Annotated in this window: 23 protein-coding genes and 1 pseudogene; 18 read left to right on the top strand and 6 right to left on the bottom strand. The window is 47.9% G+C overall.

Features of this window, described 5'->3' with window-relative positions; genetic code table 11:
* The first annotated feature begins 75 nt into the window (after positions 1-75).
* The 5 genes from MHI38_RS14905 to MHI38_RS14885 all read left to right on the top strand — a co-directional run bounded on the left by MHI38_RS14905 (position 76) and on the right by MHI38_RS14885 (position 4,882).
* Positions 76-564: an effector binding domain-containing protein gene (locus MHI38_RS14905; RefSeq protein ID WP_154890029.1), complete on the top strand. Its 489-nt coding sequence runs from the start codon at positions 76-78 to the stop codon at positions 562-564.
* A 211-nt stretch (positions 565-775) separates the two neighbouring features.
* Entirely contained in the window at positions 776-1,948 is a 1,173-nt protein-coding gene (locus tag MHI38_RS14900) for an acyltransferase family protein (RefSeq protein WP_154890031.1), read from the top strand.
* A gap of 347 nt (positions 1,949-2,295) precedes the next feature.
* Positions 2,296-2,445, top strand: coding sequence for a hypothetical protein (locus MHI38_RS14895; RefSeq protein WP_186809694.1), 150 nt, complete (start codon positions 2,296-2,298; stop codon positions 2,443-2,445).
* Positions 2,446-2,490: 45 nt separating this feature from the next.
* Positions 2,491-3,999, top strand: a complete 1,509-nt coding sequence (locus tag MHI38_RS28780; protein ID WP_445667213.1) for an HNH endonuclease — start codon at positions 2,491-2,493, stop codon at positions 3,997-3,999.
* A 223-nt stretch (positions 4,000-4,222) separates the two neighbouring features.
* Positions 4,223-4,882 (top strand): TVP38/TMEM64 family protein, encoded by a 660-nt coding sequence (locus tag MHI38_RS14885; protein WP_154890033.1) that lies wholly within the window; start codon positions 4,223-4,225, stop codon positions 4,880-4,882.
* 176 nt (positions 4,883-5,058) lie between these two features.
* Here the strand turns inward: MHI38_RS14885 and MHI38_RS14880 are convergent, their stop codons facing one another.
* Positions 5,059-5,586, bottom strand: coding sequence for a cupin domain-containing protein (locus MHI38_RS14880; RefSeq protein WP_341181360.1), 528 nt, complete (start codon positions 5,584-5,586; stop codon positions 5,059-5,061).
* A 153-nt stretch (positions 5,587-5,739) separates the two neighbouring features.
* Between MHI38_RS14880 and MHI38_RS14875 the strand changes: the two genes are divergently transcribed.
* Positions 5,740-6,741 carry an NAD-dependent epimerase/dehydratase family protein gene (locus tag MHI38_RS14875; RefSeq protein ID WP_186809695.1) on the top strand — a complete coding sequence of 334 codons (1,002 nt, stop codon included), beginning with the start codon at positions 5,740-5,742 and terminating at the stop codon, positions 6,739-6,741.
* A gap of 199 nt (positions 6,742-6,940) precedes the next feature.
* Here MHI38_RS14875 and MHI38_RS14870 read toward each other — a convergent pair whose 3' ends face one another.
* Positions 6,941-7,117 carry a CsbD family protein gene (locus MHI38_RS14870; RefSeq protein ID WP_090921556.1) on the bottom strand — a complete coding sequence of 59 codons (177 nt, stop codon included), beginning with the start codon at positions 7,115-7,117 and terminating at the stop codon, positions 6,941-6,943.
* 734 nt (positions 7,118-7,851) lie between these two features.
* Here MHI38_RS14870 and MHI38_RS14865 point away from each other — a divergent pair.
* The 10 genes from MHI38_RS14865 (at position 7,852) to MHI38_RS14820 (ending at position 17,634) form a co-directional block, all read left to right on the top strand.
* Complete coding sequence (locus MHI38_RS14865) at positions 7,852-8,289, top strand: DUF1641 domain-containing protein (RefSeq protein ID WP_090921558.1); 438 nt, start codon at positions 7,852-7,854, stop codon at positions 8,287-8,289.
* A 25-nt stretch (positions 8,290-8,314) separates the two neighbouring features.
* Positions 8,315-9,496: an NAD(P)/FAD-dependent oxidoreductase gene (locus MHI38_RS14860; RefSeq protein ID WP_090921560.1), complete on the top strand. Its 1,182-nt coding sequence runs from the start codon at positions 8,315-8,317 to the stop codon at positions 9,494-9,496.
* A 428-nt stretch (positions 9,497-9,924) separates the two neighbouring features.
* Positions 9,925-10,569 carry an NAD(P)H-binding protein gene (locus tag MHI38_RS14855; RefSeq protein WP_154890038.1) on the top strand — a complete coding sequence of 215 codons (645 nt, stop codon included), beginning with the start codon at positions 9,925-9,927 and terminating at the stop codon, positions 10,567-10,569.
* Positions 10,570-10,622: 53 nt separating this feature from the next.
* Positions 10,623-11,375, top strand: a complete 753-nt coding sequence (locus MHI38_RS14850) for a response regulator (RefSeq protein WP_154890040.1) — start codon at positions 10,623-10,625, stop codon at positions 11,373-11,375.
* The gene (locus tag MHI38_RS14845) at positions 11,372-12,757 is read left to right on the top strand and encodes an ATP-binding protein (RefSeq protein WP_154890042.1); all 1,386 of its coding nucleotides are present in this window, start codon (positions 11,372-11,374) and stop codon (positions 12,755-12,757) included. The genes MHI38_RS14850 and MHI38_RS14845 overlap by 4 nt, the downstream gene beginning before the upstream one ends.
* 104 nt (positions 12,758-12,861) lie before the next feature.
* Positions 12,862-13,698 (top strand): PepSY domain-containing protein, encoded by an 837-nt coding sequence (locus tag MHI38_RS14840; RefSeq protein ID WP_341181359.1) that lies wholly within the window; start codon positions 12,862-12,864, stop codon positions 13,696-13,698.
* A gap of 156 nt (positions 13,699-13,854) precedes the next feature.
* The gene (locus MHI38_RS14835) at positions 13,855-14,508 is read left to right on the top strand and encodes a PepSY domain-containing protein (protein ID WP_186809697.1); all 654 of its coding nucleotides are present in this window, start codon (positions 13,855-13,857) and stop codon (positions 14,506-14,508) included.
* A gap of 243 nt (positions 14,509-14,751) precedes the next feature.
* On the top strand, positions 14,752-15,549 hold the full coding sequence (locus tag MHI38_RS14830; protein WP_154890342.1) for an ABC transporter ATP-binding protein: 798 nt from the start codon (positions 14,752-14,754) through the stop codon (positions 15,547-15,549).
* Position 15,550: 1 nt separating this feature from the next.
* Positions 15,551-17,218 carry a hypothetical protein gene (locus tag MHI38_RS14825; RefSeq protein ID WP_154890049.1) on the top strand — a complete coding sequence of 556 codons (1,668 nt, stop codon included), beginning with the start codon at positions 15,551-15,553 and terminating at the stop codon, positions 17,216-17,218.
* Between the two features lie 284 nt (positions 17,219-17,502).
* A complete protein-coding gene (locus MHI38_RS14820) occupies positions 17,503-17,634 on the top strand; it encodes a hypothetical protein (protein ID WP_341181358.1) in 132 nt (43 codons plus the stop codon).
* 514 nt (positions 17,635-18,148) lie between these two features.
* Here the strand turns inward: MHI38_RS14820 and MHI38_RS28775 are convergent.
* A complete protein-coding gene (locus tag MHI38_RS28775) occupies positions 18,149-19,141 on the bottom strand; it encodes a Glu/Leu/Phe/Val dehydrogenase family protein (RefSeq protein ID WP_445667232.1) in 993 nt (330 codons plus the stop codon).
* A gap of 213 nt (positions 19,142-19,354) precedes the next feature.
* A pseudogene (locus MHI38_RS14810) lies at positions 19,355-19,618 on the bottom strand (Glu/Leu/Phe/Val dehydrogenase dimerization domain-containing protein); the annotation flags it as partial.
* 448 nt (positions 19,619-20,066) lie between these two features.
* On the opposite strand from MHI38_RS14810, the gene MHI38_RS14805 reads away from it, so the two are divergent.
* Both MHI38_RS14805 and MHI38_RS14800 read left to right on the top strand, forming a co-directional pair.
* Positions 20,067-20,582, top strand: coding sequence for a DUF2179 domain-containing protein (locus tag MHI38_RS14805; protein WP_090921575.1), 516 nt, complete (start codon positions 20,067-20,069; stop codon positions 20,580-20,582).
* A 314-nt stretch (positions 20,583-20,896) separates the two neighbouring features.
* On the top strand, positions 20,897-22,324 hold the full coding sequence (locus MHI38_RS14800; RefSeq protein ID WP_154890053.1) for a pectate lyase family protein: 1,428 nt from the start codon (positions 20,897-20,899) through the stop codon (positions 22,322-22,324).
* 181 nt (positions 22,325-22,505) lie between these two features.
* On the opposite strand, the gene MHI38_RS14795 is transcribed toward MHI38_RS14800, so the two are convergent.
* Positions 22,506-23,528 carry a LacI family DNA-binding transcriptional regulator gene (locus MHI38_RS14795; RefSeq protein WP_154890055.1) on the bottom strand — a complete coding sequence of 341 codons (1,023 nt, stop codon included), beginning with the start codon at positions 23,526-23,528 and terminating at the stop codon, positions 22,506-22,508.
* Positions 23,529-23,737: 209 nt separating this feature from the next.
* Complete coding sequence (locus tag MHI38_RS14790; RefSeq protein WP_341181357.1) at positions 23,738-24,916, bottom strand: glycoside hydrolase family 130 protein; 1,179 nt, start codon at positions 24,914-24,916, stop codon at positions 23,738-23,740.
* Position 24,917 lies beyond the last annotated feature (1 nt).

Genomic DNA, 24,917 nt, shown 5'->3' with positions numbered 1-24,917 from the left:
TTTTAGTATAAGATAGAGTTAGAACAGGAAAACATGGCATTGTCGATTTTATTGTTGAACGAAGGGATGAGGTGTATGAAACAAATACAATCTGCAGAGTTGATCGGTAAAGAGGCCGCAACAATGATTGGTCTGAAATGGGAGGGGACGTTCGCTGAGGCAGGGACTGGAGGTATTCGCAAGGTGCAGACCGAATTTAAGCGTCGCCTGCATGAAATCAAGAATATGATGCACCCGGATGAGCTATTGGGTTTGTCGTATCATATGACAGAAACCGGGTTTATCCACTATGTTGCCGTCCAGGTAGATGACGTGGCATCTCCGAATGTCCCGGAGGGAATGGTTCAATTTGAAGTTCCGGCACATGATTATGTGAAATATAGCTATATCAAAGGAGAATCCATTGAATCTTCTTATCATTTAATCTATGCATGGATTGAAGAACAGGGACTTTTTCTATCGAATGAACCGCTTACGCATTATGAAGTGTACCCCATGAAGCAGGATTCCAATGATCATGAACCTGAGTTTAACATTTTTGTACCGGTAAATAAAAAAAGTTAGAGTAACGACACAATAAGCCACAGACCGCGTCACAGCGGTCTTTTTGACATGTCTGACGATGTGAATGATCTGAAAACTTCTTGGAAATTAAAGAAAAATTAAGGAATTGGACTACACATGTTAAGCGATATGCCTTTTAATAGATAGAGAGCTTAATGGACTAAGTCATATTTAACATATTGACGAATACATAAAGGAGAACCTCTAAACCATGAGTCGAACACTGAAAAGAGAACGAATCCCGGAGTTAAATCTCGTACGGGCTGTGGCGATTATCGGTGTGCTATTTGTACATTCCACCTCCAATGCTACGCTGGAAATGACCAATTCCAGTTACTATTGGTTGTACAACTTTGTTAATATTTTCATGAAATATGGTACACCAACCTTTATTTTTTTGAGCAGCTTTGTGCTGTTCTATAATTATTATACCCGTCCGCTAGACAAGAGATTAGTCACGAATTTTTACAAGAAGCGCTTTGTCTACATTTTGTTGCCTTACTTCCTGTTTTCGATTATGTATTTTGTTGTGCTGCATTACCTGTATTACCAGGGACGCCCGTTTAATGAGTCGTTGATTACTTTTATTGAAAGGCTGTTTACAGGCAAAGCCTACACACATCTATATTTTGTTTTTATTAATATGCAATTTTATCTCATCTTCCCACTGGTGCTATGGCTATTGAAGAAACATCCTTCTGTTGTAAAGTGGTCTATCCCGATCGGGCTTTTTATTCAATGGGCCTTCATCGTCAGTAATAAATACGGGTTCCAGGTGCCCAACAAAGGAAGCTGGGCTTTCTCTTATTTCTCCTATTTCATGCTTGGAGCTTTTATGGGCGTGTATTTCCCGCAGATCAAACAATGGTTTGTGATCAGCCGGGCGAATGCAACTAAAATCCGCGTAGTTTCATGGATTGTGCTGTGGGTTGTGTGGATCACGGCGGGACTTGCTCACGTATATATTTATTATTTGCTACGGTTGAAAATTGCGACCTATAACACATTATGGTATGAGCTTTTCTGGAATGTGCATACCTTTGCCTGCGCACTGGTCATTATCCAGATTGCATACTTGCTCTACCGCAAAGGTCCTGCACTAATCGTCAAACCGCTAAATCGACTGGGTGCATTATCCTTCGGCATTTATCTGATTCATCCGTTTTTCCTTTTGTTTTATCGTGAGCATCCACCCCAAACGGGGGTATCCTGGTTGATTCATCTGTGGTACGCCGCCGGATTTGGTATTGCACTGATCGCTTCATGGATTGTGGTCGGGCTGGCGGCACGATTCCTGCCACATGCCTGGATTATCTTTGGTAATTTGCCCAAACCGAAGCCGCGTCTTGTACCGCAACAACATTCGGGGCAAGTGGATGTATGATCTTGAAGTCAGATCATACCTGATTAAAAGCCATTTTCCGGTTCAGCCTTAGGCTGAGCTCGAGAATGGCTTTTTGTTGTGCTGAAGTGATTCCGGGGTTTTGCAGATACTATGGGTGTTTATCGTGGGAACGAATGTTTCTTTTTCAGAATACAAGGGTAATCATAAGGCGGAAAGATAATAACTACTATATAAGTTGAACTATTTATTTACACAGAAACGGAGAGGACAGAAAAATCCGGGGATAACAGCAATGGGAAGGTTATTCTGTCGTCGTAGTGTTCAGTTTAGATAGCTTTTAGTTCAATTTATAGAAAACTTCGAGAACAGGATCAAGGTGATCATACATGACAAGATGTGAACAATGCGGGAAACCGATGCAAGATATATTGGAATATGTGGAGCACATTCTCCACGAATGCAGTGAGCAGGCAACTGAATTTAAGTCGGAAGAATACAAGTCTTATAGCTATGAGGGTGTTCGCGAGCAGTTGTGATACAATAGAAAGAAACCGGATTCATTCGGAACCGAGGTGATAACCATGGAGACAGGATCAGCCCCTTTCCGCGAAGGGAAGACAGCACACGAAACGCGACAAACCAAGACATGTATGCATTGCGGAGAGCGACGGCCTGCGTCGGAGTTTCGGCGTAGAACGGGAAGGCGTGCGAGTTCCGGAGCCAGACGCGGAGCCTGTCGCCGTTGTCGTCAACTCGGTGTACGAGAGCAACATAACCGTGATATGCGAGTAGCCCAAGCATCTCCATCTGCAAAGCTGGAGCGTCGTGGACAAGATGGGATGGACAGCGACCTTCGGGAAGACATGGTGTCATCTCTGGTGAAGAATGAACGGGAACGGAATGAGCGGATTGCGCTGCAGGGGTCAGCCGCAGGTAAGGAACAAGGCCGTGATTTGGGGAAACACGTAAATTCACATGCTGAAGCTGGGGCTGTGCTGATCGACCAGATGGAGAAGGATGTAGCGATCGTTTCGGTTAGTGATACGCCCAGCCAGCGGAAAAAACGCCGAAGACGGCGGAAAAAGAAGCCGTCAGAGGTGATACATGCGCATGCCTCTGTTCAGGCAGAGAGCGAGAGTGAGGCATCCACCGATCTGTATGCGGTGGATAGGAGGCTGCCGGGCGGGGAGCTTCCGCCCGGCGATGTGCATTCGCCAGGCGTAGCCGCTGCGAATGGCAAGGGCAGTGCACAGCGGGCGCGCAAGCGAGCTGCCGCTGCAGTTCCGGCCGCCGAGCAAGCATCGGCGGCCCAAGCCCTGCTGCCGGCTACGCCGCAAGGCCCGGCAGCAGGGCCAGCGCCTGTGGCTGCGGACGAGCCACCCGCAGCCCGGCGCAAACGCAAGCGGCGCCGCAAGCTTGCAGCGGCGCTCGCGCCCGGCGCAGGACAGGCCCGCAGCGGAGCTGCTGAGGCCCATGCGCCGGAGCCTGGCCTTGCCCGTGACGAGGCCAGCACGGGCAAGGCTTCTTCGGCGGCGAAGGCACAGCCAGCCGCCGCCGGGCGCGAGCCATCGCATGCCAGCCGCAGTCACGGGGCTGGCATGGATGGCCGACCGCGGCGTCATCACGCGCCGCCGGCAGCGATTGACCCGGAAGATCCGGCTTCGCTCCGGACCAACCGTCAGGGCATGGTGCGCATGCGCGGCAAAACGGACAAAGGACGCCGCTGGCATCAGGAAGTGGATATGGAACTTGCCGTTACACTGGTGAAGGAAAAAGCTGCCGTTGTGATTAATCGCTATACCATTCGCCGATTGTTCAGCAACAAGGATTTCAAGCGGTTTATTCTGGACCGTGACAAGTATACCTGTTACTTCTGCGGCTCCTATGGAGATACTATTGATCATCTTCTTCCACGGGCCAAAGGTGGACATACAACACCGCTCAATTGTGTATGTGCCTGCAATCTGTGTAATCAATCCAAAGCGGCGATGGATGCGGACGAGTTCATGCGTTCGGGCATTCCGGAGTGGAATGCAGCCCATCAGGCAGAACTACTTGCGCTGGAGGTACAGGAAACGGGATTGGAATAAGCGATAGACAAGCTATGCTCCTGAAGTTTCAGGAGCTTTCATATGTAGAGCACACCTGGGTGAATGATCAGGGTGTGCTTTTTTGATGTGCTCTCCTATTCAAATATTTCTTCAAATTGACAACGATGCGACATCCTAATGTACGTTATACTTGGAGGGCGGCAGTCGAATTGTTTTTTAAAACGTACTGCTTTTATAGATCGAATAGATTGGATGGATGCGGATGACACCAGCAGCACTTGATATTATGTCATACATCACGGAAGAAAATATTCGGTTCTGGCTGGAGAAGTTTCGTTCTCTCGGTCCATTGCCGGGCATTTTGCTTACGTTTATGAAGTCTTTTGTACCACCGCTTCCAACGTTATTAATTGTGGGTGTGAACGGAGCGGTGTACGGGTTGTGGGCAGGATTTTTGTACTCCTGGATCGGCATGGTGCTTGGCTGTACCGTGACATTCCTGATCGTGCGAGAGATCGGGAAGTCTGCTTTTGTGGAAAAGTGGGCACGCAAACCGCGTGTACAACGCAGCATGGTATGGATTCGTAGAAACGCATTCAGTTATGTATTCCTGCTAAGCATTTTTCCTGTGGGGCCATTTGTCATTATTAATGTGGCTGCAGGTATCGCCCGTATGCGATTGTTATCCTTCCTGCTTGCGGTGGGGCTCGGTAAAGGTATTATGATTTTCTCTGTAACGTATATTGGTTCAAATGTAGAGCAGTTTCTGGAGCATCCGGTACGCTGGATCGGCGTCGTGTTATTTATTGCACTATCTCTGTGGGCGAGCCGGAAATTGGAGCGTCACTTCACCCGGTTTAACCCTGATCAGGATGAACGACATCCGATACATCAGGCTTCAGAAAAATCGATTTCCTCATAAGAAGACAAGGCATACGATTGGGAATACCGGGTGCGTCAGCTTGTGCTTCAAGGCAAGCTCGATGTGGAGGGTAATCCGCGTGAGATGCGTTTCTATCGTGTTCGAATAGCAGGGGGAATGTAGCTCCAATCGGAAAATCTTCCCCCTGCTTATATGGTTTTCATTACGACAACAACTCAAACCCTGTGATTGAGCCACAGCTTGGTTAAAGGCCCGCCTTCCCCATACACGGGGTCTGTGCCCGGTACAGGAACCTCTAGAATTTCTTGCAACGCCTCAGGCCGCTCCCCTGGTTTGCCTGTTCGAGTGTTGTAACCCATACCTCCAGGATAAGCTCCCGCGATCCGAAAATCGGGACTGGCTTCCAGACGTTTATGGCCGGTTCCGGCAGGCAATACAACCACGTCACCACTCTCCAGATAGACCTTCTTTCCGTTCTCACCGCCTATAATTAACTTCACAAATCCGCTCATTACCGCAAGCGCCTCGTGCGCATTGCTGTGATAATGATGATAATCGTATACACCGTTGATCCAGCTATTGCCCCATCCATTCCGGTTCAAGTCGGATTCGGCACGGGTAGGTTCGGTACGCCAGACTCCTTTGTACAGAAGTACTGGCAGATGCGGATGATTCGGAATGACTCCGTCGTCTTGAAATTTCATGGACTGGATATCGCTATAATCTTGCCTTAGATCTCTCATTTGGGTTCACCTCTTTCCATGTATTAACCTTTCAGGGAATAAAGGAATAAAAAATATTTGTGAAATGATACAAAATGTATCATTTTCAGGTTATACTCGATACAGACATTCTCTTTAAAGCGCCCGATGAAAAAAGGAGTAGGGGGAAAATGTGTGAACATTGTGGTTACAGGAGCTTCAGGATTTGTTGGATTTAATCTTTCACAGTTTTTGGCGCAAAAGGGGCATCAGGTCACTATGCTAGATCAGGATGACTACTGTCAGAGACTTGTTTACCGCTCTCCATTGCACGACATGCCATTCATCAAGTGTAACCTTGCTAAAGACAATATTCATTTACCCCAGAACATAGATTACATCATTCATCTTGCCGCCATGCCTCACGTCGACTATTCGTACCATCAGCCCGCAGAGGTATTTCGCAATAATACCCTCAGTACACAAGCTATCCTGCAATATGCTACCGATCGCGACATTCCTCTTTTACTCGCTTCGTCCGTTGAAGTGTACGGTGGCGAATGGGGCAGAGTTTACAACGAATCAGACCCTTATGCACCTGTCTCCCCTTATTCTGCCTCGAAAGTCGCTTGCGAGACACTAGCCCAATCCTACGCTCAATGTTATCAACTTCCGGTGAAAACATTCCGTCTGACCAATTTATACGGACCATGGCAACTTCCTGATCGCATTATCCCGCGTAACTTCGGGCGCATGCTGGATGGATTGCCACTGGATATTCAGGGATCAGCTGTACGTGATTTCCTGTATATCGATGATGCGTTGCGAGCGATCGAGCAGATTATGACCCATGGCCAAGATGGACAGACCTATAACATCTCTACCGGTATTGGAACGACAATGCAAGAGATCGGGATGTTACTGGAACCTCTCGATCGATCAGCAACAGCGAAGGAGATCAGGGAACTGGAGCCTACGCAATCCAGAGGTTCCAGCTTGGTTGTACACTCCGGCAAGTTGCGCGCATCGTTTGGCTGGTATCCCCAGACTACACTGGAGCAGGGTCTGGAGAGAACATTCCAATGGTACCAGGAGCATGCCGACTGGGTTAGACTATTCAACCGGGAGTACCATACAACACGTACAAGTCGCAGCTTTATCATTGATATGGCACGGTATTCCGTACCAGCGTTATAAAACAAAAAAAGCCAGGGAAGGGTGGTTGTTCGACACCTTCCTTGGCTTTTTTTTGCGCCCCCGTCATCAGATTCGGATTCAGATGTTCGGCGTATCCGAACGAATTGAGCCCAAACTTCGACGGTCAGGCTGGTTTGCCACTCTTGCGGTCTTCACACAAGGTGCGTAAAGATGATCCGAGAATGCAAACCAGAATATATTATTCGTGATGTTTTTTCACATCGGCCACTTTATCTTGAACGGCCCCTTTGGCCTTATCCATTTTACCCTCAGCCTGAAGGGACTTGTTGTTCGTCGCGTTACCGATCTGATCCTTCACTTCGCCTTTGGCCTTGTTAATGCCTGCTTTAATTTTATCGCCAGTTGAATTACTCATATCGAACATCTCCTTCGTTGTCTGGTGTAGTCCTTATTAACCGGGCTGAGAATAATTTAAACGTTCACGATTACAAGAGATTTGAGAAGGGGTTCTAACCTGAAGTTGTGAGCGCACCTTCCTAGTGTGGAATTTTGCATTCTCTTTCGAGAAGGTCCATACTTGCTTGAGTAAGATGTTTGAACGGGGAGAATAAGGCTGAGGCTGTCGCTGCATAATAACCAAAGTGACCAAATTCGTTGCATGAACGGCAGATTTTTGGAAATCCATTCCTGAAAAAACGTTCAATATGCACTTTCATATGTGCTTTTCGTACATATGGTTTGTTGTGATCATGTCTTAATACCACATATGGTAGCTCGTGGCGTTTGGAAAAGAAATATGACCCGTCGAGACAAGCCAACACTCCTTGACAAAAAAATCGATTTTGTTACAATGTTCACAATATCTTCACAAGTGTAAAAAATTTCTTTTTCATGTTCATGTGTAAGAGGTGTAATATAAGGGTATAGAGTTCGATTTCGGCCTGCTTGTCGTTTTGTGCGTCAACATGTGTTGTGCGCAACAGACCCAACATACCATGCATGCGAGAGAGTGGTCTTTCTGGATGCTCTTATCCTAATGTGTGAAATTTGGTACATTTAGTGTATTGATGTATTTGTGGTTCGGCTCAGCTTGACAGGCATCATGAAAGTCGCGGACTTCTATCCCAAAGTAAAGGAGGACTTTCTCTTATGTCACAATCGCCTACTCAACAAGAGGTGCCAGTAACAGAAGGCGCAGAGCGCCAGTCCCTGGACGTACTGGATCAACTGATGAAGCCCGAGGTACAGGAGTCTTTAACTGTATTGGTGGAGAACCTGCCTAAATTGGCTGAAATGGTTACTGCAATGACGAAAGCTTACGACTTCGCACAAGGTATCGCTACAGACAAAGTTCTGATCAGCGACACAATGAGTGCAATGGGTGAGTTCGCTAAACCTGTTGTAGACAAAGCCAAAGGTGTAGCTTCTGCTGCCATCGAGGCAAATGACCGTGCGCAAACCGAACAATCTTCGGTTGGCCTGTTCGCTATGCTTAAAATGCTTAAAGATCCAAACGTACAACAATCGCTTCGTTTTGCTCAATCTTTCTTGAGCATCTTGAACGAGCGTCAACAAACGAAACGTTAAGACTTAGAAAGAACGGAGGATGGATATGTCGAAGCAAATTTTGATCTTGGGTGGAGGATACGGCGGTCTGTTGACTGCGCTGACTGCGCGTCAATACTTGACTCCGGAAGAAGCGACAATTACTGTCGTGAACCGTTACCCTACACACCAAATTATTACGGAACTGCACCGTCTTGCAGCAGGAAGCATTGCTGAGCAAGCAGTTGCTCTCCCGCTTGAAAAATTGCTGCGCGGTAAAGATGTGAACCTGAAAATCGATACGGTGGATACAATCAAGCCGGACGAGAAAAAAGTTCTCATGACTAGCGGCTCCACATACTCTTACGATGCACTCGTTGTTGCTCTGGGTAGTGAAACAGCTTACTTCGGAATTCCGGGACTGCAGGAATACAGCTTCACGCTGAAATCTGTTAGTGATGCAAACCGTATTCGTGCGCATGTTGAAGCACGTCTGGATGCATACAAGCAATCCGGCAACAAAGCAGACGCTACATTTGTTATCGGTGGCGGCGGCTTGACAGGTATCGAGCTTGTCGGCGAATTCGTTGATCTTCTTCCAGGTGTATGTAAAGAAAAAGGTATCGATTTCAACGATATCTCCCTCTACACTGTTGAAGCAGGTCCTTCCATCCTGGCAGGTTTCCCGCCAGAGCTGGTTGATCGTGCAAAATCCAGTCTCGAAAAACGCGGCGTAAACTTCATTGTTGGCGTGGCGATTACAGAGATGAAAGAAAACGAAGTTATGCTGAAAGACGGCAGCTCCATCCCTACGAACACACTGGTATGGACAGGTGGCGTACAAGGTAATGCCGTTGTTGCCAACAGTGGAATCGAAGTGGATCGCGGCCGTGCAAAAGTAACGGAAGTTCTGCAATCCACATCTCACAAAGATGTGTTTGTTGCTGGTGACAGCGCAGTAGTCTTCCCTAGCGAAGGCGCTCGCCCTTACCCTCCAACGGCACAACTGGCTTGGCAAATGGGTGAAACCATTGGTCACAACCTGGGCGTAATGTTCAAAGGTGGCGCAATGGAATCCTTCTCGCCAATCTTCTCCGGTACGCTGGGAAGTCTGGGTCGTAAAGATGCTGTCGGCATGATCGGTGGCAACCAGACTCGTCTGAAAGGTCTGCCTGCAACCATGATGAAAGAAGCAAGTAACATCCGTTACCTGTCCCACATCCATGGCTTGTTCGCACTGGCTTATTAATCTATAACACCAACGTTAAAGGGCGCCCATTGGGCGTCCTTTTTTTTGTTATGCTCTTCTGGACTTGAACTTGCTTGATATGATCTAAGCAAGTAAGAGGAGAGAGGCTTCATGCAGATGATAAGCGAAGCACGGAGATACTCACAGGTATGAACACAAGGCTTTATACAGATATTATACGGAACGTTAGAAACCGACAGGACAGTACGTACGCACGTTCCAAAGAATTCTGTTGATATACCGTATTACGATATATCAAGGAGCCAAGAGTGTAGCGTCGAACGCATCAGCTAGCGCTTAAAAGCAGCTGCTTTCGTTTAAAAGATAAGGTAAGGCTTTTACATTAAAAGTCTATAAGATAAACAAAAATATAGCAGACAGGGAGCAATGATATCGCTCTTTTGCGCAACCTGAGAGGAGAATGAACAATGAACGTACTGGTGATTGGAGCAAATGGACAGATTGGTAAACACCTGGTGGAACAGCTGGGACAGGAAGGCAAACATCAGGTTACGGCCATGATTCGCAAGCCGGAGCAGGCAGACGCACTGAAGGAACTTGGAGCACAGGTTGTCATGGGTGATCTGGAGGATACCGTGGATGAGATTGCCGAAGCGATGAAAGATCAGAATGCCATCGTGTTTACAGCTGGTTCAGGCGGCTCAACGGGTCCGGACAAAACATTGTTAATCGACCTGGACGGTGCAGTGAAAACGATGGAGGCCGCAGAGAAACAGGGCATTTCCAGATATATTCTGGTCAGTGCCTATGGTGCCGATCAGCGGAGTAAATGGCCGGAAGAAATCAAACCCTATTATGTAGCGAAGCATTTTGCGGATCGTGCACTGTTCGCCAGTGATCTGAACTATACCATTATCCGTCCCGGAGGTCTGAAAAATGAACCGGGAACCGGCAGAGTGGCCGTGGGTACTGACCTGAAACCGGGTAGCATTGCTCGTGAAGATGTGGCACGTGTCATTGCTGCATCCTTGCAGGAAGAGAAGACGTATCGGATGGCCTTTGATCTGATAGCTGGAGATCATGCTGTATCGGACGCTTTAGGCAAATTGTAAACAGATGTTGTAAACTAGCGGGAGAAGGATATGACGGGTGAGGGGGAATCAGCATGAATGAAGCTGTGCTGGTCATTGAAGATGAGCCCAAGATTGCAAGGTTGCTTGAACTGGAGTTGCAGTACGAGGGGTATCAGGTCACGAAGGCAGGCAGTGGGACGGAAGGGCTGGAAAAGTACAGTGAAGGACAATGGGATCTGATTCTATTGGACATCATGCTGCCAGGCCTAAGTGGTATTGAGGTTTTGCGGCGGATTCGAGCGAGAGATACAGCTATCCCAATTCTTATGCTGACAGCGAAAGATTCAGTGGAGGATAAAGTGTCCGGTCTGGATCTTGGTGCCAACGACTATATCACGAAGCCTTTTCAGATTGAAGAGTTGCTGGCCCGAATTCGTGCAGCGCTACGACTTGCTGCAGTTTCTACTGCCAGAACATTGAATCATGCTCCAGGGCAGGAAACGGTGCATGAGTCAGTAGGTCAGCAACAGGAAACAGACACAGCGTGGTTAACTGCAGCTGATTTAAAACTGCATGAAGGGACGCGTGAGGTTTTTCGAGATGGACAAGCCATAGAGCTTACCCCTCGTGAGTTTGATCTACTGGTGTATTTGCTACGCAACCAGCGTCAGGTGCTCAGTCGGGATCAGATCGTACAATCCGTGTGGGGATACGATTATTATGGCGATACCAATGTGGTGGACGTGTATATCCGTTATGTGCGCAAGAAGGTGGATAACGGATTCACGCCACCTCTAATACATACCGTAAGGGGCGTAGGATACGTCCTGAAGGAGCAAACATGAGCCTGCGCAGTAAAATCTACGGATACTCGTCGGTTCTATTTGCCGTGCTGTTAATTGCAGTGAATCTGTCTGTCTACCTCGTATTTGAGCGAGTATCCATTAATAATGAGATTCGCCGAGTCGAAGCAGAAGCCGAGTCGATCGTCGCAGGAGTACGTCAGTCCGCTGGCTCGATCCCGCCAGACGACCTTCTTCGGGCTTATGCCCCCGTGAACGGCATGCTGCGCATCGTACATGAAGATGGCAGCAGTTCACCAGTAACCACAACGGGAGCATCCGAACAACTCAGCAAGTTATCTTACCAGTATGAGAATGAGAAAAAGGCAGAGTATACCCAGGTGGATCAGGTCGGATATGTGTGGGTATCCATGCCATTAATCTGGCCGGACGGCGAAGTGGTAAATCTGCAGGTAACTCAGAGTGTAGCTGAAACAGAGAGTGGACTTGCTACCTTGCGTACAGTTCTAGTCATCGTGACTATTGTTGCCCTGATTCCTGCGGTGATCTCCAGCCGAATTTTGGCGAATCGCATGACAAGACCGATCCAGCAAATGACACGTACAATGAGTGATATTCAAGCGAGTGGGCAGTTCAAGCGACTTCCGCTGGAGGCAAAATCAAAGGACGAACTGAACACGATGGGACAGACGTTTAATCGCATGATGGACCTGCTGGAATCAAACTTTGAACGGCAGGAACGTTTTGTCTCGGATGCATCACATGAGCTAAAAACACCGCTGACGATCATTGAGAGTTACGCCAGTCTGCTCCAGCGCCGGGGGAAGGAGCGGCCTGAAGTCTTTGATGAAGCTGTGGAAGCGATTCTGTCTGAATCGGTACGCATGCGTGAGTTGACGGAGCAACTGTTGCTCCTGGCCAAGCAGCCGGAGCAATGGAATGTACAACTGGAACGCGTAGATATTACGAAGTTGGCTACGGATTCTACGCGAGCATTCCGCGAAGCTTATCACCGAGAAGTACGGTGCGACGCTTCAGGCCCCATCTGGGCGATCAGCGATGAGAGCAAGCTGAAGCAGCTACTGTTTATTTTGCTGGATAATGCCCGGAAATATAGTGAAGATGCCATCGAAGTCAAACTGGAGAGCCAGGGCGAACAGTGCCGGATACGGATTGTGGATACAGGTATAGGTATGCGGCAGGAGGATCTGGAGAAAGTGTTTGACCGTTTCTACCAGGTCGATGTCTCTAGAACTAGAAGCGGAAGTGCCAGTGGGTCTGGTCTCGGACTGTCGCTTGCCAAGGAGTTGGCAAGCGCTGTCGGAGCACAGATTGAGCTAACGAGTACCGAAGGTGTTGGCACGGAGGCATGTATTATTTTACCACGATCCAAATCGGACAGCCGAGGCAACTCACTCTCATGAAATTCTCATTCTTCTCTTCTATACTGATGACATACAAGGCTAGTTATAACTTTTCAACGAGAATACTCAGATCAGTTGTGGAAGAATGTGAGGGGGAAGTGCGTATGACAGAACAGGAACAGAGGCCTGAAATGAAACGAAGTGATAACAAACATGAGCTTAGGCATGGAGATAAAAATACCAAAAGAAGTCATACTGGTAAAGGGTCACGAAAATTACTGTGGCTGGGGGCCGGAACACTGGTTGTCGTAATTGTTGTAGCTCTGGTGTGGTGGAAACCGTGGGAACCTGCTCGTGAGCAGTTATCTGCTGATGCAGTCGCGCAATCTGTGCTGAATCAATATCCAGGGGAGATCATTCATTCTACCTTGAAAGACGGTACGTATTTGATGCAGCTTCGTTCGGAGACAGGTCTATACGATGTGCAGGTCGATGCATTTACGGCGGCTGTTCAATCCATCAAACGTCTGGAGTCGAGTCCGCAGGCTGAAGAGAAGACGTTGTGGAGCCGTGAGCAGATGAAGGCGGAGTTGCTGAAGCAAAGAGCAGGGGAGCAACTTATATCGCTGGAACTGGTTGAGCAGCAGGGCAGTCCTATATACACCGCAGTGGTGAAAGCGAAGGATAACAGCTGCCAAGAACTGACGCTTGATCCATATACGGGCGAGATTATTTCCTCCAAAGCGATCAAGTCACCTCCGCCATGGGCAACGGGAGGGACGGATAAAGAGCCACAGTTTCTAAGTGAGAAGCAGGCAGAGCAGAAGGCGCTTGCGAGAGTTCCTGGCGAAGTGGATGATGTAGAACTACGTGGTACGAACAGTGGCAATCCGTATTACCTGGTTGAGATCGATCTGGAAGACGGCCGGGAAGCGACGGTACAGGTGAATGCGATCTCGGGTGCCATACGTTCGGTAACCTGGGATAAGGACGATGATTAAGAGTTGTTTCTATTATGTTATTTTCTGAAAAGGGGTAAGAATACTCTCCTCATTTTCTCATCAAATTCTAATCTTTCTCTCTCTAATCTCTCATTCGCCTAGGTTAATCTAAATATGTAGACGAGAACGAGAACAATAACGAGGAGATGAATGATGATGATGAACAAACATAAACTTTGGATTGGCAGCTTGTCCGCAGCGGTGTTGCTTGGCGGATCAGCGGTCGCGGCTAGCGGTAATATGAACGGGCAACCGGCATCACAAGTACAATCTGAAACTACACAATCCGCACCAGCCTCAGTGACACAATCCACGAGTGCGAACCAGAACAACACAGGTAAACTGCTGACTGTATCCCAAGCAAAATCCATAGCGCTGAAAGCAGTGGAAGGTAAAGTGGATGATGTGGATCTGGAGCGTAGAAACGGTCAAACGTTCTATGAAGTCGAGATCGACCGAAAAGGTAACCCGGATGTAACAGTTAGGTTGGATGCCTATACAGGTAAGGTTTTGGCTGTTGTTAATGATGATGACTACGATGACGATGATGATTATCGGGATAATGGAACAGGTAACTCTTCGAGTGCGTCTGCCTCCAATCAGGTTAAATTGACGGTTGCGCAAGCTTCCAACATTGCATTGAAACAAGTGACTGGTGGCAAAGTAACCAAGGTTGAACTGGACCGTGATAACGGTCGTTATGTCTATGAGATTGAGCTGAGAACCGCTCAAGGTGAGGCAGACGTTGATATCGACGCAAACACAGGTAAGGTGTTGTCGTTTGATCAGGATTTTGATGACGAGGATTAATTGTTGAATTGCGGCAAAGTAAGAAATAGATGAAATTGATGAAATTGATTTTCGACTCTGATCACTGTTTGTGGTATATACAGCTTAGACCGATCGTATCAGCGGAAAGACGCTTCGAATGAAGCGTCTTTTTTGTCGTACTCTATAGAGTTCATAGATCCCCTAATCCAAACTGTGGTAAACTAGTAGAATTGTAGAAATAGTATAGACAAGGAGCTGGATAACGAAGTGGCTGGTGAACAAATGAGATCGGAAACGACTAGAGAACAAGTGCTGTCAATTGAAGGCTTACGTATGCGGTATAACGGGCGTTATGTATTAAACGGCATCGATCTGGAAGTGAATCGTGGGGAGATGATCGGATACATCGGGCCTAATGGAGCTGGCAAGAGTACAACGGTCAAAATTTTGCTTGGATTAGTGGAAGGTTATGTGGGGAACGTTCGTATTTTTGGACAGGATATCGCTGGCGGCGATGTGGAATATAAGCGTAGAATCGGGTATGTGCCGGAAGTGGCAGAACTGTATGAACAGTTAACTCCGGCCGAGTATTTAACGTTTACGGGAGAGTTATATGGCTTGTCTTATGAAGATGCAGATTATAAAGCAAAGCTGCTGATGGATTGTTTTGGACTGGAAAAATCATATCATTCCCGCATTGCCTCCTTCTCCAAAGGGATGCGTCAGAAAGTGCTGTTAATCTCGGCTCTGCTACATGATCCTGATCTGCTGTTTCTGGATGAACCGCTGAGCGGGCTGGACGCCAACAGTGTAATGGTGGTGAAAGAGATTTTGTCACAGCTGTCCGCAAAAGGCACAACGATCTTCTATTCGTCACACATTATGGATGTGGTGGAGAAGATCAGTAGCCGGATTGTATTGATAGCCGAGGGCCGTGTCGTGGCAGATGGCACGTTCAAGCAACTCCAGCAACAATCGATGGAAGGGTCACTGGAGGAAGTGTTTAATCAATTGACAGGCTTTAATGAACATAAGGCGATTGCTGAGCGCTTTGTGTCGATTGTGCAGGAGGTGAACTAATATGGCGAAACCCTCCGATTTTCGTACGCTCCAAGTTCTGGATCGTTTTCGGCCAATCATTACTAAGACGGGTGCTGATTATGATGTGCTACGCCTTATTTTACGGGTGAAGTTCCAGATGGATCAGCGCAGAGTGCCTACGATTATGGCCGGAAGGTCAAAGAGCAAGGAGAACAAAGAAGGTAACCAGTATGTTCGCTCTCTCTGGCTGTATGCCTTGATGGGAGCAATCATGGTTCCCTTTGTCGTCTGGGATACAGGACAATTCATGCTTCAGATGGGCATTCTGTTTGGCGTGCTGATGTTTATGATTATGACGTCGATGATTTCGGATTTTTCATCCGTGCTTCTCGACATCCGGGATAGAAATATTATTTTGACCAAACCCGTTAATGCGCGAACGGTGGGTATGGCGAGAGCCATTCATGCCGGAGTCTATCTGGTGCTGCTGACAGGTTCAGTGACGGTTGCGCCGCTGATCGCCGGGCTTGTTACGCACGGGATTGGTTTCTTTCTACTCTTTCTGTTACAGATTATTCTGATCAGCATCCTGATTCTGGTGAGCACATCTCTCATCTATCTGTTCATGATGAGGTTTCTGGATGGGGAGAAGCTGAAAGATATGATTAATATGGTGCAGATTTTGCTTTCCGTGGGGATTGCGATTGGATATCAGTTTGTCATTCGTTCCTTCGATATTATTGATTTTAAAGTAGCTTTTACGCCGGAATGGTGGCAACTGCTGTTACCTCCGCTATGGTATGCTGCTGCATACGATTGGTTATTCGCAGGAAATGGCGGGGTGTGGATCTATACGTTAACAGCGCTGGCTGTTGTTGTTCCGGTGATATGCCTGATCGTATATGTGAAGCTTATGCCATCCTTCGAGCTGTATTTAGAAAAAATGGCTCATTCCGGCCAGACATCGAGTCGCCGCCGGGGAAAGTGGGATCGTATGGTTGCCAAGCTGTTCAGTCGCTCTACCGAAGAACAAGCCTGCTTTCGTCTGTCGGCCAGCATGATGCGCGATGAACGGGAGTTCAAGTTGAAAGTTTACCCATCTTTAGGTTTATCGTTAGTTATGCCTTATATTTTCTGGTATACAGCTTTACAATCATCGACCTGGGCAGAATTCAGGCAAAGTTCCTTTGTGTACACCTTGTATATTATGCTGATTCTGTTGGTAACGGTAGTCATTATGCTACGGTATTCGGGTCAGTACAAGGCATCCTGGATCTTTCGCGCCGCGCCGATGTCTGATGAAAATGTATTATATCGAGGCGCCCTGAAGGCATTTCTAAGCAACATATTTATACCGGTATTTCTGTTGAATGCGGCCATGTTCACATGGACATTTGGACTTCGGATTTTGCCGGACATTGCGATTATTCTGCTCACAGCTACAGCGCTGATCCCGGTATCCGGCAAGTTTATGCTGCAAAAGCCACCGTTTTCCCAATCGTTCAGTGTGGCACAGCAAAGTGACGGCTGGTATATTTTCGCTGCTTTGCCTGTGTTCGCTTTACTGTGGGGTGCTCATGTCTTTTTCCGTTCTTTCTCCGGAGGTGTCTGGATGTACGGTGTGATCTTGATTGTGGCGAATGTGTTGTTGTGGACGCTGCTGTATCGTGTGAAGAAACCAGCGGTCAAGTCGGCTGTGGTCATTTAAGCTGAAGTCTATCGAGGTATTTTTTCAGAGTTGTTAGCCTGATTGAACTGGTCGCTGTCTTAAGCCGTGTAATTTTAAGTAGTGGGTCTAAGCATGATTGATGGAAGTGAGTATTTATTTTCGCCCCGTGAGCGGCTTGCAACTACCCGCACGCGGGGCTCTGTTACATAAAAGGTTGGTCCGTTGGGGGAAGAAGTGAAGGGATGGAGAAGGGTAGATTAAAATGAAAGAAATGAAGTAAATAAAGTAAGTATGCAAACAAAGTAATTGAACTGAATGAAGAAATGAAGCGAACAAAAGGAAACAAAGGAAACAAAGTGAATAAAGAAAACGGAGTAAAAAGCGTAAAAGAAGTAGGTGAACCGAGTGAAACGGGTACAGTAAGTAACCGAATACGCGGTAAATCAGATAAATAAATTATACAAGTAGGCCAATGTGCAGTAGTGACTCAAACAAGTAACCTGACGAGTAGTAGAGGGGATAAGTAACTCAAACAAATAATCCTAGGTGCGGTAGAGGCAAAAGTGTGTTGTGATTCTAACGATCTCAGATGAGCTTATTTGGGTGAAAAGTGGCCCTCATGAATTCTAATGATCACCAGGAAGCTTATTTCTGCAAAAGAGGGTGTTTTAGGCCGAAAGTGAGCTGACTTTTGCAAAATAGCGTGTCTGGTGATCGTTAGCCTGGTACAGCATGCAAAATGGGCCAAATAACGTCTCCTGTGATCGTTAGTGTGTGGTGACAACAGTGGTGCAGAAGTTAGTGTAAATGCAGATACAGATGCAAGTGCAGGTGTAGATGTAAGTGAAAGTGTAAGCAGGTGGGGAACTGTTTAGAATAAAGAGCTCTGCGAGGCTACGAATAAAAATGCTTAAACAGTACTTTCCTCATACATGAAAGACAGAGATATTGAAGTGTGACTTAATAGGCCTAGTCGTTCTGGCCTGATTCGAGAATGGCCTCGGCCAGACGATCGGCTGCATCTGCTGTGGAGATTCCAGATCGCGCAGCCTCGGCGAATACCTTGCTGAGCGTGCCTGCTATCCCCGCCACTTTCTGGCGGATCAGGTCAGGCCCAGCTCCCTGCAGTTCGCAGGCGGTGCTGATAATGCCGCCTGCGCTCAGCACGTAGTCAGGCGCGTACAGAATGCCGCGCGCCTGCATGCGGCCAGCAACCAGCTGTCGTTCACTCAGCTGGTTGTTGGCCGCCCCGGCGACAATGGAGCAGCGAAGCTCCTCCACGGTCGCCGGGGTGATCACGCCCCCTAGGGCACAGGGGGCGAACACCTTGCAGTCAGCGGCGTGAATACGGGCCGGATCGGCCGGGATGGCGCCGCTGAACTGCACAAGGGCGCGTTGTACACGTTCCGGTACAACGTCTGCCACGATCAGCCGTGCCCCGGCTGCATGCAGGTAACGGCACAGGGCATGCCCGACCTTGCCCAGTCCCTGGACGGCAACGGGAATGCCCTGCAGATCGGCTACGCCCTGGTGGCGCAGAGAGGTGACAATGCCGATGTACACGCCGTAGGCGGTCATGTCGGCAGTGAAGTCATCCTGTGCGCCAAGGGAACCCGTGGTATCCGTCACATATGCCGTCTCCACCCGGATCTGGTCCATGTCTGCCGCCGTTGTGCCCAGATCCAGACCTGTCACGAAGCGACCTTGTAATCGCTCCAGAAACCGCCCGAGAGCCCGAAACTGCGATGCGCGAATTTCTTTATTCTTCGCTGGATCTGCCAGACCTTCGCCAAACGTACCATTCACTGACGAGTCTGCTTGCGTCCTGCTAAAAGAGCCATCTTTCGTGGTGTCCATCCACACTTTGTCTTGTGCTTGTGCTTGTGCTTGTGCTCGTGTTTGTGTTTCGTCTTCCGAATTCTCCGCTATGATCCCGTTGTTCGCTTCGCCTGCTTCGTCCATTCCTGAGTTTGCCAGCATCTTGCCCAGCACATTATCTTTCGCTGAGTGCTCTAGCCCTTTACCAAATGTGTCTCCCTTAACTGATTCGATCAGCGTCCCACCAAGCATATCGCTTTTATTCGAGTCTATCAGCAAGCTATCGAAAATAGCGCTCTGCAATGAGTCCACCACGCCCCCACCGACCCGTTCCCCTGTCGTCATCTGCTCCGAAGCACCGGTTACATCCCAGACAACAGCCTTACCTCCGCCATAGGGCAAACCTGCCATGGCATTTTTGTAGGTCATGCCTTTGGCCAGCTTTATCGCATCCCGGATTGCTTCTTCTTTGGATGTATAGGCCCAGTAGCGGCATCCACCCAGAGCTGGACCAAGAGTTGTGTTATGAATGGCAATGATTGCTTGAAGTCCGCTGGAGGAATCGTGGCAAAAAACAAGCTTTTCCATACCTTCCTGCTCCATTTCCCGCCATATTTCCATGGAACACTCCTCCTTTGAAGTTCATTCGTCCCGTACTCACCAAAGGCAACGGATTTCCTTATAGAACCTGCATCCCGTCTGTATTTTGGCTCGAATATTTCTCTTGCATGGCTCGAAAGATAAGGGATCACCCTAAATCCAGTGTGATTTATACATCATATTCGCGCTACGGTTATTACGCCCCTGGGTCTATCGCCGGGTTGAACATCGACACAAACGGTTTTATAATGGCAGTTCCGGGATCGTCAGACTGGACAGATGCCTGAAAATTTACATCAAACCGTTTAGGAAGAGGGCATAACGTCCAATGATGGAGATAGAGGAATATGATGGACTACATGAGCCTGGTTTTTTTTAAAAGCATCTCCAATAAGGTGGAAATGTCCGCCATGCAGCACATAACCAAGGCCCTGATTCATCGAAAAGGTCTAGGAAAGAGGGATCGTCATTGCTTAAAATTTTGTTATTTATCTTTTTGATTCAGATTGTATATGTATCGGCCTACACCCTTCGCATGATCTTAACGCTCAAAGGACAGAAATACATCGCTGCCCTGATCAGTATGGGTGAGATTGTAATCTATGTACTGGGCTTGAATCTGGTACTTAGCTATTTGACCCAGCCGTCTGCGCTGATTGTATACGCAGTGGGGTACGGGCTTGGAGTACTGCTCGGAGCATGGATTGAGGAAAAAATTGCGCTTGGTTACGTTACCGTAAAAGTGATCTGCAACCAGATGGACGGAGGGCTTGCAAATGCTTTGCGCGATAAAGGGTATGGTGTAACCTCATGGGTTGGTAGCGGACGAGACGGAGATCGGCTGGTTATGGAAATTTTGGCGAAACGCAAAAACCAGAAACTGCTCTACCAGACCATTCTGGCTCTCGATCCCAAAGCTTTTGTCATCACCGTGGAGCCCAAACAGTTCCATGGCGGTTTCTGGACACGTTCCATCAAAAAGTAAAATCGGGCAGGTCTGCACTAGATGCGGTCCTGCCTTTTTTATTTCATTTATCTGCCCACGTGTTATTCTCTTCACGGATTTCCCATTCCTACATCAAACCCCGTTATACAAGTTAACTTGATACGATGCCAGGTTGTTTCGGGTACCATTTGCCTCCTGTCGGCCGTTCTCAAAGGGATGTGAAATCAGGATTATTGTTGTAATCGCTTCCAACATTTACATTGTGAATATGTCACTTGCGACATGACATGCCGCAGAGAGACAGGCAGGACAACTCATCATTCATCATCATACTATCGGGAGGAATCAATTCGATGAAAAAAACAGTACGAAGTTTATGTAGCACGGCTCTGGCCCTTACGCTAGGGTTCACCTTATTATCTGGACCTGCGAGTGTGCAGGCAGCGGGCAACGCGGATTACAATCTGACCGGTTTCTCCCAAGGGAACACAGGCGGCGGAATCATCAATGAGTCGAGCACGTCCACGTATAAAAAAGTGTATAATGCCACCGACCTGGCGCTGGCTCTGAAAAAGAACTCCGGTGTCAAAGTCGTTGAAATTATGAACGACCTCAACTTGGGATGGAACGAGATTCCTAGCGCGGCACAGACTGCACCTTTTGCCAAGCATAACGATGCATTGACACATCCGGTATTGAAGCAGACGGGTGTCAGCAAAATTACGGTGGACGGCTTCAATGGACTCACCATTTTCTCGGCCAATGGCTCTAAGATCAAACACGCTGCTATCACGGTGAAACGAAGCTCCAACGTGATTATTCGTAACCTGGAATTCGATGAGCTCTGGGAATGGGATGAATCGACCAAAGGGGATTATGACAAAAACGATTGGGATTACATTACTCTGGAGGACAGTAGCGGTGTGTGGATCGATCACTGCACGTTTAACAAAGCCTATGACGGACTCGTCGATTCGAAAAAGGGAACTAGCGGTGTAACCATCTCCTGGTCCACTTTCAAAGGGGATGACGGTAGTGCGAACAGCTGGGTTACCCGTCAGATTAACGAATTGGAAGCCAATAAATCTTCCTATCCAATGTATAACCATCTGCGTAGCAGTGCGGTCGGTTTAAGCAAAGAAGATATCATTGCTATCGCTGGACCGCAGAAAAAAGGGCATCTCGTCGGTGCGACCAGTCTAGAGTCGGCTAACGCTAACCTGTCGATTACTCTGCATCATAACCTATATAAAGACATTCAGGATCGCATGCCTCGTCTGCGTGGTGGTAATGCCCACGCCTATAACATCATCATGGATGCTTCAGATGCCCGTTCAGCTCAAGCGCGCATTACTAACGCTATGGCCACAGCCATTGCATCTAAAGGCTACAAATTCGGTATTACCAGCAATGGGGCTATCTCAACCGAAAGCGGCGCAGTGTTAGTTGAAAAATCAGTAATCAAGGATGTGCAGTATCCTGTACGCAACAATCAGACAGATCCGACCAACGCCACATACACCGGAAAAATCAGTGTGCTCGATACGATTTACTCTCTGGATGGAAGTTCCTTCCGTGGTAATAGTGACACAGCAGGTAGTCCACTTGCACCTGTTCCGGCTGTCATCAAACCGTTCTCGTGGAATGGTTTTGGTTCCCTTCCATACAGCTACCAGACAGATGATCCATCTACACTGAATGCACGTCTCACTGCTTCCAACGGTGCAGGAGCAGGAAAGTTAACTTGGTCTAAAGACAATTGGCTGAAGACAAGCTATTGAGTGAAGTGCTCCGTACAATCTAACGATTAAAAATAAGTAAAAAAAACAAGCGACCCTGCAGTTGTTGCGGGGGCGCTTGTTTTTAATGTTACTTGTCCATGTTACTTGCCTCAGCTCCAAATGCCTACAATTTACTGTCATGGCTTAAAGGCTTTATGTTCAGTGGTCTTCTGCTTCATAATTATTGTGTCGTTGTTGTCACTTGAGGCTGGGTCTCTGGTGCAACACTTACTGATTCACGATAGATGATATTGCCCTTTACATGGACGCGACCGAAGCTACGGTTCGGGTTGTCAATCTTTTTGAGCATGGATTGAACAGCCGTCCGTGCCATCTGTTCGATATCTACCTCAACTGTGGTGAGTTTAGGTTCAGACAGCATGGCGTAGATATCATTGTCGAACCCAACGACAGAGCATTGGGCCGGCACTTGAATACCCAGCGAAGTCAGCTTCTGCACGAGCAGATGAGCAACCTGATCACAGTTGCAGACAAATGCGGTGGGAAGCTGTTCTGGTAGATTGATCTCGATAAACGTACCTCGTTCATCCCGATCATTAAGCACCAAATCCGGATTCATGGGCATCCGGTGCTCAAGCAATGATTTGTAATAACCAAGAAAACGATCCTGAATGCTGCTTGTCGAATACAGATTACCTACATAAGCAATACTGCGGTGTCCCTGCTGGATCAGATAGTTTGTCATTTCATACGCGGCATAGAAGTTGTCCGTCACAACAGAATCGATATCGGAATGTTCATCGTAGAAATCGAGGAACATCTTAGGTACGTCCATCGACTGCACCAATTCAATATACTCCTTGCTGACCTGACCCAGCACAATGAAGCCGTCAACCTTGCTGTCACTGTACAGTTTGGGCAGGGATAGCTCCTCTTCATCCTCACTGTTCAAAATATGAAGAATACCGTAATATCCCTGTTCCTCCAGATGTTTGGTAATGCGTTGGAACACGCGTACATAGAACGATTGCGTAGGACCGGTAAACCGCTCCGGGATAATTACACCAACATTATGAGTTAAGCCTTCCTTCATTGAACGGGCTGTGGCGTTATACCGATAACCCATCTGGACGGCAAGTTGTTTAATCTTTTCCTTTAATTCGCCACTGACGCCTTCTTTGTCATTCAACGCTTTCGAGACGGTCACACTGCTGACCCCGAGCCTGTCGGCGATATCCCGCATGGTGATATTGTTCTTCAGCTTTGGTCGCCTCCTTCAAGCCGGTTTAGGTACAATGTGCTGTCATTATGATGAGCGCGTTCTTCCAACATAACAACAATCCATATTAGTATACATCGTTACCAACCTGGAATAAAGCCATTCCGGGTCTCACATCACTATTTTTCGCAAGTCCCGGAAGGTTGGACAAGGTTGATTGAGCGATGTTAGTTTCATTGATTTTGCAATAAACGTTCGTTCTGCTCAATCAGGTTTCCACGCTGGCTGGAACAGTCCAGGGAACGATAAGGGTCAGCAGGAGTATTAAACGTGTAATCCACCAATTGCTCCAGCGTGGTTGTGGCAACATGACAGCGTGTATCACTGGATGCATAGTAGATAAAGACTTCACCCTTCTCATTAACCACGGCACCGTTGCAAAAAATAACATTGGATACATCGCCTACGCGCTCGTCATCATAAGGTGCAAGGAAGTGCCCGCCCGGCTTGGCGATGATGCGTGCCGGATCATGCAGATCGGTGGCGAAGGTGTACAGTACGTACCTAAGACCTGCTGCGGTGTTCCGTACGCCGTGGGCAACATGAATCCAGCCACGGTCTGTTTTGATCGGGGCAGGGCCTTGACCATTTTTCACCTCATACACCGTGTGGTATTTCCGTTCATCTATAATGATCTCTTCGTGAATAACCGGATTCAGGATATCCTCGCACAGACCGAAGGCAATACCGCCACCGCTGCCTGTGGAGATAAATCCATCCTGCGGACGTGTGTACAAAGCATATTTACCATCGACAAACTCGGGATGCAGCACCACATTCCGTTGCTGCGGGGAGTTCGTCGTAATATTCGGAAGGCGTTCCCAACGGGTCAGGTCACGTGTGCGAACCAGACCCGCCTGTGCAACAGCGCTGGAGGTGTCGAAGGCAGGCGCATCCGGGTCTTTGCGTTCCGAGCAATAGATGCCGTAGATCCAGCCGTCTTCATGCTGAACCAGACGCATGTCATATTGATTGGTTTCCGCTGCATCGATATCGTCCCAGACAAGCGGTTTGCGGGTGAAGCGGAATCCGTCTACGCCGTTGTCGCTCTCTGCAAGGGCAAAGATCGATTTCCGATCCAGTCCTTCCGTGCGTACGACCATAATGTATTTTCCGTTGTGATAGATTGCTCCCGGGTTGAGTGTTGCGTTAATGCCCAGACGCTCCATGAAATACGGATTCGTTGTTTCGTTTAGATCAAATCTCCAGTGCAGTGGCACATGATGGCGTGTAATGACCGGATACCGATAACGCTGGTAAACGCCATTGTAGAAGGAAGAATCCACCTCATTTTGACGTGACAAAAGCTGCTCCTGCTGTTCCAGTAACGATTTGTATTTTGGGTGTATCATG

It is taken from the genome of Paenibacillus sp. FSL K6-1558 (assembly GCF_038002565.1).
GTDB lineage: Bacteria > Bacillota > Bacilli > Paenibacillales > Paenibacillaceae > Paenibacillus > Paenibacillus polysaccharolyticus.
Note: the sequence above shows the minus strand (reverse complement) of the source record. Positions and strands in the feature narration are given on the sequence as shown.